Raw genomic sequence first — 17,903 nt, 5'->3', positions numbered from 1 at the left:
TTATTGTGATTATGGAGCGGCATTCACCGTACAGCGGCAATGCCGAGTACGAAAATTGATCAGAGACTTCAGTTTAAACCCGAATTCAACACGGAAGGAAGGTGGCAACCCAAAAAATTGGACAGATTGTCACGAAATGACAGGTTGTCAAAAAACAAAAAAGGAGGCATGGCTAAGCCAATGCCTCCAAGGACACATAAGGGTATAGTGCTGTGAAACTGCCTAGAGGCCGTCGGTTTAATGCTCTTCCGCGGCTTTAACGCCCGGCGCTTCCGGGTCGGCTGTGAATCCGAGCAGTTTGGTTCGCTCAATCAGGAAATACAGAACCGCTCCAGTGGCCAGGCCCCAGCCCGCACCGTAAACTGCCAGAACCACGCCCATGGTGCCGGCGATACCGCGCTCGGTGTTGTTCTCCAGTTGTTCAAGGCCAACCATCAGGCAGATGTAACCGGTCAGTAGCAGGGTCAGGGACAACGCAATCGGCAATACCGGCTGAAAAAAGCTTACCAACGGCAGAACAAATAACGCGATGAAGCCAGTGATCCAGAACGTACCGCCGCCGCTGTAGATAGAATCCATCGCGTTGCGGCCGTATTTATAGCGCTCAGCCATGGTAGCGGTAACCGCAGTCCAGATGGGGCCGGCAAGACCAGGATAAGGCGCAAAGAATGCGTGACCGCCGTTACGAATGGCCGTCACCAGGTGGGCCCGGTCAATGCTGTTGTCGATATCCTCATCCTTTCGCAGGTGGTCTACCCGATTCATCAATGACTGGCCAACCACGATATCGCCAAAGGCAATGACATAGGCAATCACTGCTGTCGGAATCGCATACATGAACACTTCGGCATCCGGAAACCCAACCGTAAACGGCAAGTAGTTCCAGAGCTCGTCAAACGCCGGCTTGGTGATTCCCCACTCCACATTTGGAACGGCATACTCACCGGTGGCAAAGCCCACCAGAATGGCAACAACCATCCCCGGAACCATGCCGTAGTTCGCGATTTTACGGGCAAGATGGCTGGTGTCGACGAAGCCTTTGAAGGACACCGAAAACATCAGGTACAGGCAAACCAGACCACCTACTATCAAGGAGATAGGGGTTTCCGCAAGCCGTCCACCGGCTTCAATCTCTCCCATCAGCGCAGCAATACCGGCACCAATAATAATGCCGCCTTTCATGGAACGGGGAATCAGCTCCACCAGCTTGCTACCCAAGCGGGTAATCCCCAGCACCAGGAAAATAATGAATACCAGGAACTGCAGCGCAAACAACGCTTGAATTGCTTCCGGACCCGGCTCGTAGTCACCCAGGAAGAGCAGCACTACAGGGATGCCCGGAGTAATCCAGCCCGGTATCAGTGGAACACCGAGTAGCGCTGGCAACATGAAACCGATGCCGCAGATCACCACGTAGGCAAGCGCAACGTCGTAGGGCACACCGAGGTATTTCTCCAGAAGCGGAATCATCGCAAGACTGACCACAAACATGATCAGCGCTTGCACCATTTCGGCAAACTCCCAACGGTAGTGAACAAACGGCAGTCGAATCTTGAAGGGGCCAGCCGGCCAATATGGCTGCTCTTCCCCGTTTCTACGGTGGTAAACTTGCATAAAAAGTCTCCTGGTGCGGAATCCTCCACACCTGATGTTGTTTTTTTGGTTAACGGTTTCCAGACCCGGTCGCCGGGTTATAACAGCACCAGATCAATCCAGTTCTTTTGCCTGGTCTCGCAGCACGAATTTCTGGATCTTGCCGGTTGAGGTTTTTGGCAGGTCAGTAAATACGATCGTCTTGGGTACCTTGAAGCGAGCCAATCGTTCACGACAGAAGTCGATCAGATCTTCCTCGCTCACTTCGCTGGCTTCCGGCTTCAGGGTGATAAACGCACAAGGGGTCTCGCCCCATTTGGCGTCTGGCCGCGCAACCACCGCTGCCTCCAATACCGCCGGATGGCGATACAGAGTGTCTTCCACCTCAATTGTGGAAATATTCTCGCCACCCGAAATGATGATGTCCTTCAGACGATCCTTGATCTCCATATAACCGTCCTCGTGCCACACAGCCAGATCGCCGGTGTGGAACCAACCGCCGCGGAAGGCTTCCTCAGTGGCCTTGGGGTTCTTCAGATAGCCCTTCATTACGGTATTACCGCGCAGGAAGATCTCGCCAATGGTTTTACCGTCTTTGGGTACCGGCTCCATGGTGCTGGGATCACCCACCATCGTGCCTGCCAGCGTGTGATAACGAACGCCCTGGCGTGCTTTGATCGTGGCCCGCTCATCCAGCGTTTTCTCATCCCACTCGGATTTCCACGCACACACTGTCACCGGGCCGTATACCTCGGTGAGACCGTATACATGGGTAATAGCAATCCCCATTTCCTCAATGGCACCGATAACCTGTGCAGGAGGAGCTGCACCGGCTGTCATCGCCTTCACCTCGTGATCAATTCCGGCTTTTGCAGACTCTGGCACATTCAACAGCGCATTGAGCACAATTGGCGCACCGCACATGTGAGTAACCTGATGATCGCGAATCAGCTGAAGGATTTTCTCCGGATCCACCCGCCTCAGGCACACATGGGTGCCTGCCATCGCTGTAACGGTCCAGGGAAAACACCAGCCGTTGCAGTGGAACATGGGAAGCGTCCACAGGTAGACGGGGTGCTGGCCCATTGACCACACGGCCTGATTGCCAAGACTGTTCAGATAAGCGCCACGATGGTGGTAAACCACACCTTTCGGGTTGCCGGTGGTGCCTGATGTATAGTTCAGTGAAATTGCATCCCATTCGTTTTCGGGCAGGTTCCACTGGAACTCCGGGTCGCCTTCCTGAAGGAACGCTTCGTAATCCAGATCGCTCATCTGGATACCCTCACCGTATTCGGGGTCGTCAACGTCAATGACCAATGGCTTTGAGTCCAGACGACTGACTGCATCGCGAACCACACCACCGAACTCTCGATCCGCCACCACCACTTTGGCCTCAGCGTGCTCCAGCATAAAAGCAATGGCCTCTGCATCCAGTCGCACGTTAAGAGTGTTGAGCACCGCCCCAATCATCGGAACGCCAAAGTGACACTCCACCATCGCCGGAATATTGGGCAGCATCGCCGCCACCGTGTCGCCACGGCCGATGCCCCTGCTGGAAAGCGCAGAGGCCAGTCGGCGACACCGTTCATAAGTCTGTCCCCAGGTATAGCGAATGGCTCCGTGTATGACTGCCGGATAGTCCGGGTACACACTGGCGGTGCGCTCAATAAAGTCGATGGGGGAAAGGACAGAGTGATTGGCGCCGACTGGCTCGAGGCCCTGATCAAAAATTGATGTCATTGTTATGGTCCTGTAAGCGTCATTATTCTTATGGTGTATTAAAGAAATCCACTGAAAGGGCTACAATATCTGGTATCGAGATACTATTTTATAGCAACACTACTAGAAATTACACCAATGTATTATAGTATATCTACCATATTAAAATGAAAAATAACCAGGGAAGCACTATTACAACCTTCCAACTCCCAAGTTCCGACCCTGAAGCGGGGCTCATACTCGATTCCGACGGCCAGCTGCTAGGCCTGAATCAGGCAGCGAAAGATCTGTGTGCAGAGACCGGAACCGACAACCCGATCAGACTGCTACCAGTCAATTTCTCAGCTCTGATCAATGCCTGTTTTACCCAGGGGCGTGCAATTGAAGGCGTGGAGAGTCGTCAGCATTCGGCCACCCTGTCATGGACTTTCATCCCCGACCAGAACTCTCGCCAGGTTCTGGCGCGGGGACGGGATGTCACCGACAACATCCGGAAACTGGATGAGGCAACCCGATCCAGCCGGCTTTACCGATTGATTACCGAAAACACCACAGACCTTATTTCCCGACATGCACCGGACGGCCGGTTCATTGATGCCACCCCGGCATCCTGGAGGCTGTTGGGGTACTGGCCTGAGGAGCTGAGGGGGAAACCTCTTGAAGAGGTGTTCCGAAGCAATGCCTTCAGCGCCGAAGTGGAAGAAGCCCGTAACCGGCTTCGGGACGAAGGCTACGCCACCATGACCATTGAGATCACTCACAGGGATGGCAGCAGGCGATGGTTTGAAATTGCCAGCCGGGCGATCAGGGAAACCTACACCGGAGCAGTGATCGAAGTCGTCAGCGTCTCGCGAGACATTACCGCAAGGGTAAAATCAGAAGAAAACAACCGCCGCCTGGCTGAAGAACTCGCCCATACTGCTCGCCTGGCGACACTGGGCGAACTGGCATCCAGTATCGCCCACGAGATGAACCAGCCACTGGCGTCTATCGTTAACTTTGCCAGTGCAAGCCAGCGCTATCTGAAACTGGCTCAGGAGAACCCGGAATGCCTTGAGCGGGTGGACGATGGTTTGCAGCGAATAACCCATCATGCCAACCGCGCTTCGGAAGTCATCAAGCGACTGCGGGCCTTTCTACGCAAGGGGCAGCAACGCACCGCGCCGGTTAACATCAATGATGCGGTAACCAACGTCAAGCGACTGTGCCAATGGGATGCCGACAAGCATAACGTCGTCATCCAGGAGAACCTGACGCCGCTCAACCCTGTACTCACTGCCGACCCGGTCTTACTCGAGCAGGTGTTGATCAACCTGATTCGCAACGGTATCGACGCCAATACCGAAGCCCGGCAGGATAACAGCGCCCCATCTCACATTAAGATTGAAACCTGCGTAACACCGATACAGGAGACCCTGATCAAGGTGACTGACCACGGAGCGGGCCTTGACGAGGAAGGCATGCGACACATGTTCACGCCTTTCTATACCAGCAAACCTCAAGGACTTGGCCTTGGGCTTTCCATGAGCCGCTCCATTATTGAGGGGTATGGCGGCTTTCTGGACGCACAACCGGCCGAAGGTGGCGGCCTGACACTGATATGCCGCTTCCCTCCCCCTCTTTGCACTGACAGTGAATCCGGCAACCTAAGGGAGACAGATCAGGATGAGTGAATTCCCCCATACCGTTTATGTAGTAGACGACGATGCCGGCATGCTGGAATCCACCCAGTGGCTACTGGAATCCGTTGGTTTACAGGTGCGGCCTTACGCCGATGGCCGCCAGTTCCTTAACGCCGTGAACCCGGAGGAAACCGGCTGTGTGGTCCTCGACATACGCATGCCCGGACTGGGAGGCCTGAACGTCCAGGAGGAATTGCAGAAACGAGGCTCGCAGCTGCCTATTATCTTCGTTTCAGGCCATGCGGATGTGCCCATCGTAGTCCGCGCTTTTAAGTCCGGTGCTTTCGATTTCATCGAGAAACCATTTAACGAACAGTTGCTGCTCGACAGCATCCAGCAGGCGCTGCAGGAACACCAGAAAACAAGCAGGCAGCAACGAGGAGATCAACACACCGACGCCCTGATCACTTCACTCACCCGCCGGGAAAAGGATGTATTCATACCACTCGCACAAGGCTACACCAGCAGGGAAATAGCGGAACAACTGGATATTGGCATCAAGACGATTGACCTGTACAGGGCCCGTGTAATGAAACGGCTGGGCGTGGAACGCGTACCGGACGTCACAGGTATTGCAGTTGCCATCGGTCTGCTGGACCCAACGAACCTGCGCAAAAAATAGATCCGAGTCAGTCTCGGGATTCAGCGGCAACAGCGGTTGCAATGGCGCCAAGCCGGGCAACGGCCTGTTCAACCCGCTCACTCCAGGGATTGGCGCCGTTCAGCCGCAGACAATTATCGTACTTGTCGGTGGTGGAGAACATCAGGCCCGGGGCCACGTTGATATTCTCCTCCCGCGCCCGGCGAAACACCTCAGTGCCTGAGACTATGCCCGGAAGCTGCACCCACAAGACGAAACCACCCTGGGGGCGGCTGACGGCCGTACCTTCAGGGAACGAACGCCCTACAGCCGCACGCATACGGTCGGTGGCCTCGCGATAGCGTTGCCGGGCAGAACGCAGATAACGATCGTACCCGCCCTGCTCCAGGAAATGCGCCACGGCAATCTGTGGCACACTTGCCGTACCCAGGTTGCTGAAATACTTCTGCTGCCGTGCTTCGGCCAGATATTTTCCGGGCATCATCCATCCCAGACGCAAGCCAGGCGAGATGGTCTTGGAGAACGAGTTGCAGTAAATCACGTTGCCGGTGCGGTCGAACACTTTTGCCGGCCTGGGGCGGTCGGCGCCATAGTACAGATCACCGTAGATATCGTCCTCAATCAACGGAACGCCCGCCACTTCCAACATCCGCACCATTTGCTGCTTGCGAAGGTCGGACATCGTCGCTCCCATGGGATTGCTATGATTGGGAACCACTACGCAAGCCTTCACCGGCCACTGTTCCAGTGCCAGCTCCAGGCCCTCAAGGCTCAACCCCTCTGCAGGATGGGTGGGCACTTCAATCACCCGAAGCCCGACCACATCCAACGCCTGGAGAATACCCGGGAATGATGGTGACTCGACAACCACGATATCCCCAGGCGAAGTGACCGCCTGCAGGGCAAGAATTATGGCTTCCTGGGCGCCGTTGGTGGCAAGAATGTCGTCGGGCGTGGTAATAATCCCCAACGCGGCCATTCGCTGAGCCACCTGACGGCGGTATTCAATCTTGCCGGGAAAGGCATAATCCAACGTTTCCAGCCCGCGCCGCGCGGCCCAGAGAGTGGCATGCTGGATCTGCCGCACGGGCAGGAAATCGGGATGTGGCACGGCGGCCGCCAAAGGCACCATGTGTTTCTCTTCATCGGCACAGAGATCAAGCGCCATATCGCGGGCACTCACCGGCACCGGCTTGGCCTTGTGCTTCTGCATCACCGGTTCTGGCGTATCTCGCCGGGGCAGATGCACAAAATAGCCACTGCGCTCCCGCGCTTCCAGGTAGCCTCGGGCCTCCAGCGTCTGGTGGGCTTGCAGCACCGTGGACACGCTCACCCCAAACTGTCGGCTGAGCGCCCGAACACCGGGCAGCCGCTCCCCTTCGCGATAAACCCCGTCGCGAATCAATGCGTGTAACTGGTCTGCTACCTGATTATAGAGAATGCCCATTACTTCATCCTGCCAGATCAATCCGGAATGACTGCAGTACAGATCAAACAGATTCTCACCAGCACAGATGTCGAACAAAAACGCCTGTACCGGTCCAAAATAACGATATCTGAATCTGTTATGGTTGTCTGTATAAACAGAGAATGGTGATCCTGGCCATCACTCATCGAATTTCGCGAAAGGAAAGGGAATGAAAACACTACCGATTTACCAGGTCGACGCTTTCTCCAACGACGTTTTCGGCGGCAACCCCGCGGCTGTCATGCCGCTTGAAGAATGGCTGCCAGACGACACCATGCAGAAACTGGCGCTGGAAAATAACCTCTCGGAAACGGCCTTTCTGGTTGCCCTTCCCGACGATACAGAAGAAGACTTCCACATCCGCTGGTTCACCCCAGGCATCGAAGTACCACTCTGTGGCCACGCCACCCTCGCCAGCGCCTGGGTTCTTTTCAACAAACTGGGCCGGGAAAAGAATCAGATACTCCTCCAGTCCAAAAGTGGCCCCTTGGGCGTAAAGCAGACGGACGACGGCTGGCTGGAACTGGATTTCCCGAACCTGGCGTTCGAAGAGTGCCCAACGCCCAACCTGATTCTGGATGCCTTGGATGGCGCCCCTGAGACGTCGTTTTTCGTCCCCAGCGACACCAACTACATGGTCATTCTGAAAGATGAAGCCGCAGTAAAAGCCGCACAACCGGACATCCGCAAGCTGAAGCAGCTCGGCAGCCTGGGGGTCATTCTTACGGCACCGGGTAGCGACTGCGACTTTGTCAGCCGCTACTTTGCCCCCGGCGGAGGCATCGACGAGGATCCGGTTACCGGCTCCATCCACAGCGTTCTGGTGCCCTACTGGGCCGAAAAGCTCGGAAAGAACCACCTGTTGGCTTACCAGGTATCTGCCAGGGGTGGTGTTCTGAGGTGTGAACTTAAGGGCGACCGAGTCGCCATCGCCGGCCAGGCGGCATTTTATATGGAAGGAAGCGTACACCTGCGTTAAAGATGCCTTAGCTGTATAATCGCGTTCTTTGATTCGCGGGGACGGATGGGCACGATGTCTGGCAAGGTGGCGGTTAGGGGCGGTTCAGGATCGTCAAAAACAGGGATGTTTTTGTCGAGCGTACACGGATGTATTTACCGCGTATCGTGGACCGCCCCTAACCGCCACCGGAACTCCACGGAATGACACCTGAAAGCTACGACGTCATCATCATAGGCGCCGGCGCCGCGGGCCTGATGTGCGCAGCAACAGCGGGCTACCGTGGCCGCCGCGTGCTGGTTATCGACCACGCCAACAAACCCGGCAAGAAAATTCTGATGTCCGGCGGTGGCCGCTGCAACTTCACAAACCTCAACAGCACGCCGGCGAACTTCCTCTCGGACAATCCCCACTACTGCATCTCCGCCTTGAAACGCTACACCCCCCAGCACTTCCTGGACATGGTGGAACGTCACGGCATTGAGCACGAAGAAAAAGCCGCCGGCCAGCTTTTCTGCAAGGACAGCAGCAAGGAAATCCTCAACATGCTGCTGACCGAATGCGAATGGGCAGGTGCAGAAGTGCGGCTTAAAACCAGCGTTAAAATAATCAGCGGTGACGATCACGGCTATCAGCTACACACCAACAGCGGCACCCTGACCTGCGAATCCCTCGTCGTCGCCTGCGGCGGCTTATCCATTCCCACCATGGGCGCCACCGGCTTCGGCTATGATATTGCGAAACAGTTTGGACTTAGCGTGCTGCCAACCCGGGCAGGGCTGGTGCCCTTCACCCTGCACCCGGAACTGAAGGAACAGCTGGCGCCGCTGTCCGGCGTCAGTTGCCCTGTGGACGTGCACTGCAACAACGAACATTTCCGCGAGCCCATGCTCGTAACCCATCGCGGCCTCAGCGGCCCGGCCATGCTGCAGATCTCCAGTTTCTGGCGTCCAGGCGACAGCCTGAACATCAACATGCTGCCCGCAACAACGGTAGAAAAGGACCTGCACGACCTGCGGAAATCAAAACCGCAATCCACGGTGGCCCAATACCTTGCACAACACCTGCCCAAGCGCTTCGCCCAGGCCCTGAACGACCTTCACGGCTGGGCCGGCCCGCTGCAAGGCTACAAGAACAGCGATATAGAACAGGCGGCCCGAACCCTGGACCAATGGACCATCAAGCCCGCCGGCACCGAAGGCTATCGAACGGCCGAAGTAACCCTGGGTGGCGTGGACACCCGCCAGCTTTCCTCCAAAAACATGGCGGTTCTGGACAGGCCTGACCTGTACTTTATTGGCGAGGTGGTGGATGTAACCGGCCACCTGGGTGGCCATAATTTTCAGTGGGCCTGGGCGTCGGGGGTGGCGGCGGGGAATGATGCGTGAATAGCCGTGGTCAGAAATGCTCCTTTCTAGGTATTGAGATATAGCTCCGACATTCCGTCCAGCCTCATTTTGACCGCCTCCCAATCCGGCATATTACGCTTGAGAAGCCGGTAAAACTCATTGCTATGATTATGCTCTTTTAGGTGGCACAACTCATGGAGAACCACATAGTCGATGCAACGGATTGGTGTCTTCACCAGGTGTGGGTTTAGAAGAATCGTGCCCGCTGGAGAACAACTACCCCATTGGGTTTTCATGTCGCGCATCACCCAGGGCGGAGTCTGTTCCACCCAGGGAAGAGGTTCGCTCACAGCCATCAGCCGACGAGCGAAAACATCCTTCGCGCGCCCCCGATACCACTCAGCCAATCGTGCCTTTATTGCCGACGGCTTCGTGTCACTGGTTGTCACACGCAGTTGGCCTCGCAGCATTTTCACGTGCTGCGCCTCACTGGAAGGAACCACCTTCAGAGTATACCGGCGGCCCAAATAAAAAACCGTCTCGCCACTCACGTACTGGCGCTCGAGCACGGCCATCCTTCGCTCTTCGATTTCCTTTAAATGACGAGTCACCCAGCGCGCCCGCTTCAAAAGCGCTTTTTTGGCTTCTGCCAGGGTGGCTTCGCTCGGAGTTTCCACTTCTACCTGACCATTGGGATACACGTGAATTCGTGCCTTGCTTCCGACAACCTCCCGCAACCGCCAGCGGAATTCCAAGCGTTGCTCTCCGTATTGCACTGCGTGGGTTTTTCCCTGTGCTGATCGGATATCAGTCACTTTTCAACCCCACTTTGACGATGTGAACGATCTCATCCAGCATCTGGTTGGCCTTATCCAAGCCGAAACGTTTGAACAGGTCCGGCAAAAGCGCTTTGCGAATTCCAGCGTCAATGCCGCCTGGGTTTAGCGTATTTTCTGCAACAACGTCGTTGACCGTCCCGTCGATGGTAAGCGCGAGCGCAATTAAATCGTCTCGCGTTTTATCCATCTGAGCATCGACCACTTCATCACCCAGGACGAGCCGAAAAACACCGAAATAAGCTTTGGCGTGGGGCTTTCCGGCCAGCTCCCCCGGAATACCAGGAGTCTGTCGCTCAGCGACTTTTTCCTCAAAGTTCTTTAGCAAGGCGTACTGTTTTCCGGGGTAATCGAACAGTGCATCGGCTTCTTCAATCGCCTGTTTCAGCAATTCAGAGAAGACTTTTTGCGCGTATGGGTCAGAACCCATGTCCTGTTCAATGGTTTTTCGTGTTCGGCTGCGGATGGTATCCGCCTCGTTGCGGGTCTTCTGGTCGTCCCAGGCTTCCGGGTTGTCGCCCAGCTTATCCACGACATACACACCTTCGCTTTCTTTCACCTCCACGCCGACAACGTCCCGGTCAACCAGCTTACAGATCTGCTTTTCGTAAGCACTGTAGTCCACGGTTTCCTGTGCATCCTGCCGTGCAACCTGACGTAACTCGACGAAAAATTTCAGATCCTGCTTATAGGTGTTGATCATCTGCTCGCTGAAAAAGGTGTCCTCAAAGAATGAGCGCGATGAACGAGCCACCTGCAAACACATACCGAAATCCGTCAATGCCTGGTAAAAATCTTCACGCAGCTTTTGGCGACTGTCGTATTCATTACCATATTCGTCGGCCTTGTAACGCGGGATCAACACTTGCCGAAATGCCTGCATATCCCGAGTGTTCTTCACATCGTCGAAGAAAGACCACAAGGCCTTGTGTAGCCAAGGCAGTTGCTTGTATTCGGTATCCACACTTCGGTAAAGACCTTCGATGTCGTCGATGTCATAACCAGCCTGGGTATGTTCTTCCAGATTTTGGTATGTCTCGATGGCGGTATCCAGTTCTGCAAGTATGCCCCGGTAATCGATCAACAAGCCGTATGCTTTCTCTTCATGCAAACGGTTTACGCGTGCAATGGCCTGAATGAGGTTGTGGCCCTTGAGCGGCTTGTCTATGTACAACACGGCATTGCGTGGCTCATCGAAGCCGGTAAGCAGCTTATCAACCACGATCAGCAGGTCCGGCGCTCCTTCCATGCCGAAATACTCAATAGTCTGGCGCTCGTACTCATAAGGATTGTTTTGAACATTATCGGCCCACCACTGCTGCACTTCCGGCTGCTCGGCTTCGTCCACTTCCGTGTGGCCTTCACGGGTGTCTGGTGCAGAGATAACAACCCGCGAGCTAACTAACCCTGTTTCATCCAGGTACTTCTTGTAGCGAATGGCCGAGTGTTTGCTATCACAAGCCACCTGCCCCTTGAGGGTTTTACCCAGCTTTTTGACGTTTTCGCTGAAGTGCACCGCGATATCCCAGGCGATCAAACGTATGCGGTTTTCAGCGCCATAAACTGCACCGCGCTTGGCATACTTGCGCTTAAGATCCGCTTTCTGATCGCCACTCAGCCCTTGGGTTATACGCTCAAACCAGTTGTCGATGGCCTTTTGATTCACATCCAGCGCTGGGCGTCGCTCCTCATAGAGCAAGGGCGCTACCGTGCCGTCCTCGACAGCGCGGCGCATGGTGTACGCATGAACAATGGGGCCGAAGGTTTCCACCGTTTCTTCCCGATCTTTTTTCAGCAAAGGCGTGCCCGTGAAGGCAATGTAGCCCGCGTTGGGCAGCGCCTTACGCATGCGCTGGTGGTTCTCTCCACCATGGCTGCGATGGCCTTCATCCACCAGCACCAAAAGGTTTTCGCTCGGGTTATAGCACTCTTTGTACTTAATGGCGGAAAGGAACTTTTGCACCAGTGTGAATACCACCCGCTGCTCCCCCTGGCCTATCTGCCGGGCCAATTCACGGCCAGATCCCATGCGGGCTTTTCCAGCCTCACCAGTGCTTACTGACGTCAAACCCAATGCACCGGCAGAGGCGAAGGTGCGGGATAGCTGTTTCTCCAGATCCAGCCGGTCGGTTACCGCGACCAGTCGGCATTGCGTCAAAGACTCATGCAGTACCAGCAGCTTGCTGAGAAACACCATGGTGAACGATTTGCCCGAACCGGTGGTGTGCCATATCACGCCGCCCTGGCGAGCACCGCCAGCCCCCACCTGGTTGACCTTATCCAACAACGCCTCAATGCCGAAAAACTGCTGGTAGCGGGCAATGATCTTATCGCTCTTGTAAAAAAGTATGTAATAGCGCAAAAAAGCCAACAGCCGCTTTGGGCTGAGAACGCCGATCAGCAACTCATCCTGTTCCGTGGGCAGCACCGCCCCGGACCAAAGCTCCTCAAAATAGGCACGGATACGCGGCGGGCGGTCGGCAAACAGCGCGGCTACCTGTTCGTCGCCCAAGCGCCGGTTCTTGATGGCATGGCGCTCGTCTTTGCTGACGCGCTCTTCTTCCCACAGAGACCAGAATTTTCGCGGTGTGCGGGTAGTGCCGTAGCGGCCTTGGGTCTGACTGACTGCCAGCAGCAACTGTGCAAAGGCGAACAGGTAGGGAATCTCCTGCACTCCCTGATTGCGCAGCATCTGGCTGATGCTTTCATCAATCATGGACTTGTTCGGGTTACCGGAAGCCGCACGCTTGGCTTCAATAACCGCCACCGGGATACCATTCACAAAACCCACCAGATCCGGTCTCCGGTTGCCGGTGGCTGAAGCGTTCTGAACCTCCATTTCATCGGTGACCAGAAAGCTGTTGCGTTCGATATCTTTCCAGTTCACCAACGGAACCGTTGTGGCGTGGCGTTTGCCATCCGGCATAAACTCATTGACGGTAATGCCGAGGGTAAGCATGTCATGCACGGCTTCGTTGGCGTGCATCAGCCCTTCGGCCAAACCCGGGGCGGCCAGCGTGGTGAGTACCTGCTGAATACCCTGACCGGACAACGGAAAGAGCTCGCCCTTATACTCGAACCGGTGCTCGCGAAGAAAATCAATCAGCACCGGGCGCAACAGCACCTCGCGGGTAGAACCCCCACGCCATTCCATCACCTGCGCGGGTGATCGATACCCCCAGCCCAGTTTCACAAGGGTGACCATGGCAGGTATGTGTGACGCGTACAGCTCGCTGGCGTTGGGAGTGCCACTACTCACTTTTAATTCTCCTTTCCTTGATCACGCCCATAGTGGGTGAACCTTCCAGTCAGAAGGCATGCCCATCGCGATCCGGTATCGGTCTTCGCCCGCATATGGTTCCAGTAACTCGTTACAACTTGCCGCCCAGTGGTCACCGTTGTGATTGCTCCTGAGCAGTACACGCAAAATCAGCAGTACATAAAACAACCTGTCATGGCGTGGGGTTATCGGCGGATTCCAAACGGCGTCGCCGACCTTCTCCGGCTTGATGGCAAGATTTCGATTCCAGAGACGACTGTGGTGGGCACAAATATTCCGAACATACGTCAGCGTGTGTAGCCAGTCTTTCAGGCGCTTATGGTGAATGCCAAGCTGCTTTGCGATCTGCTGCTTATCCGGGTTTTTCAGGCCGGTATAGCAGAAGGACAAAGAGCCCAGAGACATCACCTCCGTCGACATCCAGATCGGCAATGTCGGAAAGCCCGTGTATTTGCTCTTGAAGTGCTCCACGAAAGCATCTTTCGATTGGGACGCCTCGCCCTCCAGCTTTGTCAGCCATTTGGCATGATCGAACTTGGGGTGGAAATTGGTTGAGTCAGTGTGGCCGAACGGCCCGTACTGGTGACCGAGGTGGTAGGTCAGCAGCGTACGGATATGCACCTCTATCCGCTCAATGGCATCCATCACCAGGAGCCGCAGCCGGCGGTCAAATTCGTACAGCCGAACAACTTGATCAAAGCTCGTGCCCGGTTCGAATGCCCCGGTCATTTGCCCCTTGTCATCGCGCTCTTTGAAGGGATACCAATAGGCACTCAGTCGGTAGTAGCTGATAGAGCTGAGCTGGCGTAGCGCCAATGCTCGGTCGGGAACCGTCAACCCGCGGTACTCAAGAAGCTGCAACTGATCAGCAAAGGTAAGTGGAAGCTTGGTATAGGGTGTCAGCATTGGACGCCCCGTTCGCCATAGGCGAAAAACAAACAGGCATAAAAAAGCCACCAAGGTTGCGCGACACCCTCTAGGAGGACACTAAGCGTGGTGGCTGTGTTAACTGAACTATAACGAATTCCCGACGCCAAGCGCAAGCGGCTATCCCGGTTTTTCCGGAAAAGAGCCAGACGATACGAGGCGCGGAGCTCGCTGGTATTGAGGGGCAGCTTATCGGGCAAAATACTCTCCGGTCCTTGGTCAGGTGCGAATCAGGCGGTGGCCGGTTCGGTCTCGGCTAATTTTACGCGGCGTTTGCCCGTGAGGAGTTGTTGCATCAGAGCTTTCTTTTCCAATGTGAGCTGCAGTAGCTGCTCATTAATGCAAGCTAGCAACTCATCTTCTCTAGCGAGAACGTCGGCTATAGCCGCCTGTTCTTCCGCACAGGGAACAAAAACCTTGATCTTGGCAAACTGCTTGTATTTTAGATTCCATGTGTCGGATACAAGACCCTGAGAGTGCCGATAAAAGCGATGAACTATTTCTGGGAGTTTGAACAAGTATGCCGCAAACCGCGAATCCACCCCGCTGTTCGGCTGGAGAACTGTATAAGCGGGACTTACGATACCTTCGAGGCCGGATAAGGCGGACACACCCTGCCACATTCGCATCGTGTTATAGGCAATGTCTCCGGAACAGACTCTCAGATACTTCGATTTATCGGCGCTGGAAGTGTCTTTCCGGCCAACATTATTGCGATTTATGACTCCATGCTCCGAGGTCACGGATAGGAGCGGTAGGTTCGAAATTCCTATTTCTCTACGCTCGCTGAAAAGTTCACCAAGAGCTAATTCGGCCCACACCCACTCAAACCCCGGCAAGCGCTTCTTACCCGTTAGCAACTGCTGCATCAGGGCCTTTTTCTGTTGCTCGCTGTTGGCCAGAAGCTGCTCTGTGGTGGCAATGACTTTGTCCCAAGTGGATAGTATTTTGGCGATTCTTTGTTGTTCTTGAGGAGGTGGAAAAACACACTTTATTCCATGAACATTGGCTCTATTTAGCGTGGGTACCGAAGAAGCTTCATCAAGTCTTTCCAACTTCAAGTAGTTCAAAAAATATTCAATGTAATGAATATCATTTCCTTTAAAGTCCTTGACCCAAAGGGTAGTGTCGTGCGGCCAAAAGTCTCCTTCGACTAAATAAACAGGGCCTACGCTTCCCTTTCGACCTGTGACTATCCCCGGCCCCTTAACCTTTGCCTCATTGTGGTAGTACGACAGACCGGAAGAAGAGTAAACTGGCACATTACCTAGCTCTGCATTCTGTTGCGTTAAATCAAACCCTCTTTGTAGAAAAAGGAAATTTTGAACCTTTCCTTCAAGCCACCCCTCAGGAACCATAATCCAGCTCCTTCAGATACCCATCCATCTCCTGCTCCAGCAAGGCCAGCTTCTCCTTTAACTGCTTACGCTCGGCCCGCACCGCCATCAAGTCAATTTCCTCCTCTTCCTCAAAGGTATCTACATAGCGAGGGATATTCAGGTTGAAGTCGTTCTCGGCGATTTCTTCTGACGTCGCCAGATGGGCGTATTTGTCCACATGGGTGCGGGCAGTATAGGTGTCGACGATCTTGCGGATATTATCGTTGGACAGGGCATTCTGATTCTTGCCAGCCTGAAATTCCCGGCTGGCGTCTATAAAGAGCACGCTGTCACCAGCTTTGTTCTGGCGGAACACCAGTATGGCCGCCGGAATGCCGGTGCCGAAGAACAACTTTTCTGGCAGTCCTATCACTGCATCCAGCAGATTTTCCTCGATCAGTTGCTTGCGGATTTTACCCTCGCTGGAGCCCCGAAACAGAACGCCGTGGGGCACCACCACACCCATGCGCCCGATTGACGGCTTCAGGGTTTCAATCATATGCAGAATGAAGGCGTAGTCGCCCTTGGTTTTCGGCGGGATACCCCGGTGAAAACGGTTGTAAGGATCGTCTGTCGCGCCTTCGTGGCCCCATTTGTCCAGTGAAAACGGCGGATTAGCGGCCACCACGTCAAACAGTTTCAGCCGCCCCTTGTTGTCCAGTAGTTTGGGGTTACGCAGGGTGTCGCCCCACTCGATTTTGTGGTTGTCTACGCCGTGCAGGAACATGTTCATTTTCGCCAGCGCCCAGGTGCTGCCGATGGCCTCCTGGCCATAAAGCGCAAAACGCTTGGAGCCATTATGGGCATTCTTCACCTGATTGGCGCATTTCAGCAGTAGCGAGCCGGAGCCACAGGCGGGGTCACAGATCTCGTCGCCTTCTTTCGGCGCCAGGAGCTCAGCGATCAGCTCGGAGACCTCTCCCGGCGTGTAGAACTCGCCGGCTTTCTTGCCAGAAGTCGCTGCAAACTGGGCGATCAGATACTCATAGGCGTTACCGATAATATCCAGCCGGCCGATACGGCTCGGCCGCAGGTTCAACTCCGGCTTGTGGAAATCCTCAAGCAGAGCCTTGAGAATTTCGTTCTTCTGTTTCTCGTCACCCAACTTGCCGGAGTTGAAGCTGATGTCCTGAAACACATCGCTCAGCTTCTGGATATTGGTTTCCTCGATGGCGTGCAACGCCTTGTCGATCCGCTCGCCGTTGGCCGGCTCATGCCGACGCTCGTATAAATCGTAAAAATTTGCCGCTGGCGGCAATACAAAGCGCTCATTCTTCATCAGCTCCCGAATCAGTTCCGGGTGATCGCCGTGCTCTCGCTGGTATTCTTCCCAGTGATCCTGCCAGACGTCTGACAGATACTTCACGAACAGCATTGTGAGCACATAATCTTTGTAGATACTCGGATCTACCGTGCCCCGAAAGGTGTCACATGCTCGCCATACGGCTTTATTGATATTGTTCTGGTTAACCTGTTCGCTCATTCAACTGCTCCGGAAAGTAATTGCTGAACCACGCCCAGCACCTGGGTTTCGCGGTTTTCTATCAAGGCTTTTGTTACACGTCGCTCTTCGTCTAGTAGGGCGTCGAGGCGCAGAATCTGATCCTGCACTTGTCTCGACGGCAGAGGGATCGTCAGTGCCTGCAACGCTTTCTTGCTGATGGAAAAAATGCTGGTGCCCGATTGGAATTCCGCCATGCGGCGTTGAGTTTCCGGGTAGTTTAAAACCCAGCAAAGAAAACCGGGGGATATTGACCACTTATCCCTGACTGACAAAACCAGCAACTGGCTAGAGGGAATCACCTGATGTTGTTGGTCTAAAAACAATGCCGCCCGGTTATAGCTTCCTTTTGCGGCGAGCACAACCTCCCCTGGCACGAGAGTTGGCAACTGATCGCTTCCTTGCCAGTTAATGACTGAGAGGTGGTCCGGGTCGACGACTTTCACGTTTCGAACATCCCGGATTTGCAGGCCCAGAATCTCCCCAGATTGCTTTCCGGACGAGGCCTCCCGAAACGTAAAACCGGTTCGAATGTCGGCAAGTTGGCTGATAGGTACTGTTTTCATAAAACTCAAACTTCTTCGGAAGCGCCGTCCGTGGCGCCATT

At 54.8% G+C, this 17,903-nt stretch carries 13 protein-coding genes; 4 read left to right on the top strand and 9 right to left on the bottom strand.

The annotated features are described in order from the left end of the window. Positions 1–237: 237 nt before the first annotated feature. Both AC13D2_RS17525 and AC13D2_RS17520 read right to left on the bottom strand, forming a co-directional pair. Entirely contained in the window at positions 238–1,614 is a 1,377-nt protein-coding gene (locus AC13D2_RS17525) for a solute carrier family 23 protein (protein WP_420390849.1), read from the bottom strand. Between the two features lie 93 nt (positions 1,615–1,707). After that, entirely contained in the window at positions 1,708–3,336 is a 1,629-nt protein-coding gene (locus AC13D2_RS17520) for an acyl-CoA synthetase (RefSeq protein ID WP_421910463.1), read from the bottom strand. A 146-nt stretch (positions 3,337–3,482) separates the two neighbouring features. On the opposite strand from AC13D2_RS17520, the gene AC13D2_RS17515 reads away from it, so the two are divergent. Beyond that, positions 3,483–4,988, top strand: coding sequence for a sensor histidine kinase (locus AC13D2_RS17515; protein ID WP_421910462.1), 1,506 nt, complete (start codon positions 3,483–3,485; stop codon positions 4,986–4,988). Next, the gene (locus AC13D2_RS17510; RefSeq protein ID WP_007151879.1) at positions 4,981–5,619 is read left to right on the top strand and encodes a response regulator transcription factor; all 639 of its coding nucleotides are present in this window, start codon (positions 4,981–4,983) and stop codon (positions 5,617–5,619) included. The genes AC13D2_RS17515 and AC13D2_RS17510 overlap by 8 nt, the downstream gene beginning before the upstream one ends. A gap of 7 nt (positions 5,620–5,626) precedes the next feature. Here the strand turns inward: AC13D2_RS17510 and AC13D2_RS17505 are convergent, their stop codons facing one another. Further along, positions 5,627–7,123 (bottom strand): aminotransferase-like domain-containing protein, encoded by a 1,497-nt coding sequence (locus tag AC13D2_RS17505; protein ID WP_482938951.1) that lies wholly within the window; start codon positions 7,121–7,123, stop codon positions 5,627–5,629. 112 nt (positions 7,124–7,235) lie between these two features. On the opposite strand from AC13D2_RS17505, the gene AC13D2_RS17500 reads away from it, so the two are divergent. Beyond that, positions 7,236–8,045: a PhzF family phenazine biosynthesis protein gene (locus AC13D2_RS17500; RefSeq protein ID WP_482938950.1), complete on the top strand. Its 810-nt coding sequence runs from the start codon at positions 7,236–7,238 to the stop codon at positions 8,043–8,045. 182 nt (positions 8,046–8,227) lie between these two features. Further along, complete coding sequence (locus AC13D2_RS17495; RefSeq protein ID WP_482938949.1) at positions 8,228–9,412, top strand: BaiN/RdsA family NAD(P)/FAD-dependent oxidoreductase; 1,185 nt, start codon at positions 8,228–8,230, stop codon at positions 9,410–9,412. Between the two features lie 26 nt (positions 9,413–9,438). On the opposite strand, the gene AC13D2_RS17490 is transcribed toward AC13D2_RS17495, so the two are convergent. The 6 genes from AC13D2_RS17490 to AC13D2_RS17465 all read right to left on the bottom strand — a co-directional run bounded on the left by AC13D2_RS17490 (position 9,439) and on the right by AC13D2_RS17465 (position 17,862). Next, positions 9,439–10,128: a M48 family metallopeptidase gene (locus AC13D2_RS17490; protein ID WP_300499152.1), complete on the bottom strand. Its 690-nt coding sequence runs from the start codon at positions 10,126–10,128 to the stop codon at positions 9,439–9,441. Between the two features lie 52 nt (positions 10,129–10,180). Beyond that, a complete protein-coding gene (locus tag AC13D2_RS17485; RefSeq protein ID WP_300499150.1) occupies positions 10,181–13,468 on the bottom strand; it encodes a type I restriction endonuclease subunit R in 3,288 nt (1,095 codons plus the stop codon). 21 nt (positions 13,469–13,489) lie between these two features. Further along, positions 13,490–14,395 (bottom strand): Abi family protein, encoded by a 906-nt coding sequence (locus tag AC13D2_RS17480; protein WP_300499147.1) that lies wholly within the window; start codon positions 14,393–14,395, stop codon positions 13,490–13,492. 251 nt (positions 14,396–14,646) lie between these two features. Further along, positions 14,647–15,774 (bottom strand): restriction endonuclease subunit S, encoded by a 1,128-nt coding sequence (locus tag AC13D2_RS17475; RefSeq protein WP_300499145.1) that lies wholly within the window; start codon positions 15,772–15,774, stop codon positions 14,647–14,649. Beyond that, positions 15,764–17,278, bottom strand: a complete 1,515-nt coding sequence (locus tag AC13D2_RS17470; protein WP_300499142.1) for a type I restriction-modification system subunit M — start codon at positions 17,276–17,278, stop codon at positions 15,764–15,766. The genes AC13D2_RS17475 and AC13D2_RS17470 overlap by 11 nt, the downstream gene beginning before the upstream one ends. Continuing rightward, positions 17,275–17,862, bottom strand: coding sequence for a restriction endonuclease subunit S (locus AC13D2_RS17465; RefSeq protein WP_300499140.1), 588 nt, complete (start codon positions 17,860–17,862; stop codon positions 17,275–17,277). The genes AC13D2_RS17470 and AC13D2_RS17465 overlap by 4 nt, the downstream gene beginning before the upstream one ends. Positions 17,863–17,903: the final 41 nt, after the last annotated feature.

The sequence above is a fragment of the Marinobacter sp. B-12 genome, assembly GCF_056857915.1.
This window is presented reverse-complemented; position numbering and strand designations above follow the sequence as displayed.

Excerpts from the sequence above, each read along its gene's own strand:
- AC13D2_RS17500 (WP_482938950.1), top strand. The coding sequence starts at position 7,236 with ATGAAAACACTACCGATTTACCAGGTCGACGCTTTCTCCAACGACGTT.
- AC13D2_RS17465 (WP_300499140.1), bottom strand. The coding sequence starts at position 17,862 with ATGAAAACAGTACCTATCAGCCAACTTGCCGACATTCGAACCGGTTTT.
- AC13D2_RS17475 (WP_300499145.1), bottom strand. The coding sequence starts at position 15,774 with ATGGTTCCTGAGGGGTGGCTTGAAGGAAAGGTTCAAAATTTCCTTTTT.
- AC13D2_RS17510 (WP_007151879.1), top strand. The coding sequence starts at position 4,981 with ATGAGTGAATTCCCCCATACCGTTTATGTAGTAGACGACGATGCCGGC.
- AC13D2_RS17480 (WP_300499147.1), bottom strand. The coding sequence starts at position 14,395 with ATGCTGACACCCTATACCAAGCTTCCACTTACCTTTGCTGATCAGTTG.
- AC13D2_RS17470 (WP_300499142.1), bottom strand. The coding sequence starts at position 17,278 with ATGAGCGAACAGGTTAACCAGAACAATATCAATAAAGCCGTATGGCGA.
- AC13D2_RS17525 (WP_420390849.1), bottom strand. The coding sequence starts at position 1,614 with ATGCAAGTTTACCACCGTAGAAACGGGGAAGAGCAGCCATATTGGCCG.
- AC13D2_RS17520 (WP_421910463.1), bottom strand. The coding sequence starts at position 3,336 with ATGACATCAATTTTTGATCAGGGCCTCGAGCCAGTCGGCGCCAATCAC.
- AC13D2_RS17495 (WP_482938949.1), top strand. The coding sequence starts at position 8,228 with ATGACACCTGAAAGCTACGACGTCATCATCATAGGCGCCGGCGCCGCG.
- AC13D2_RS17515 (WP_421910462.1), top strand. The coding sequence starts at position 3,483 with ATGAAAAATAACCAGGGAAGCACTATTACAACCTTCCAACTCCCAAGT.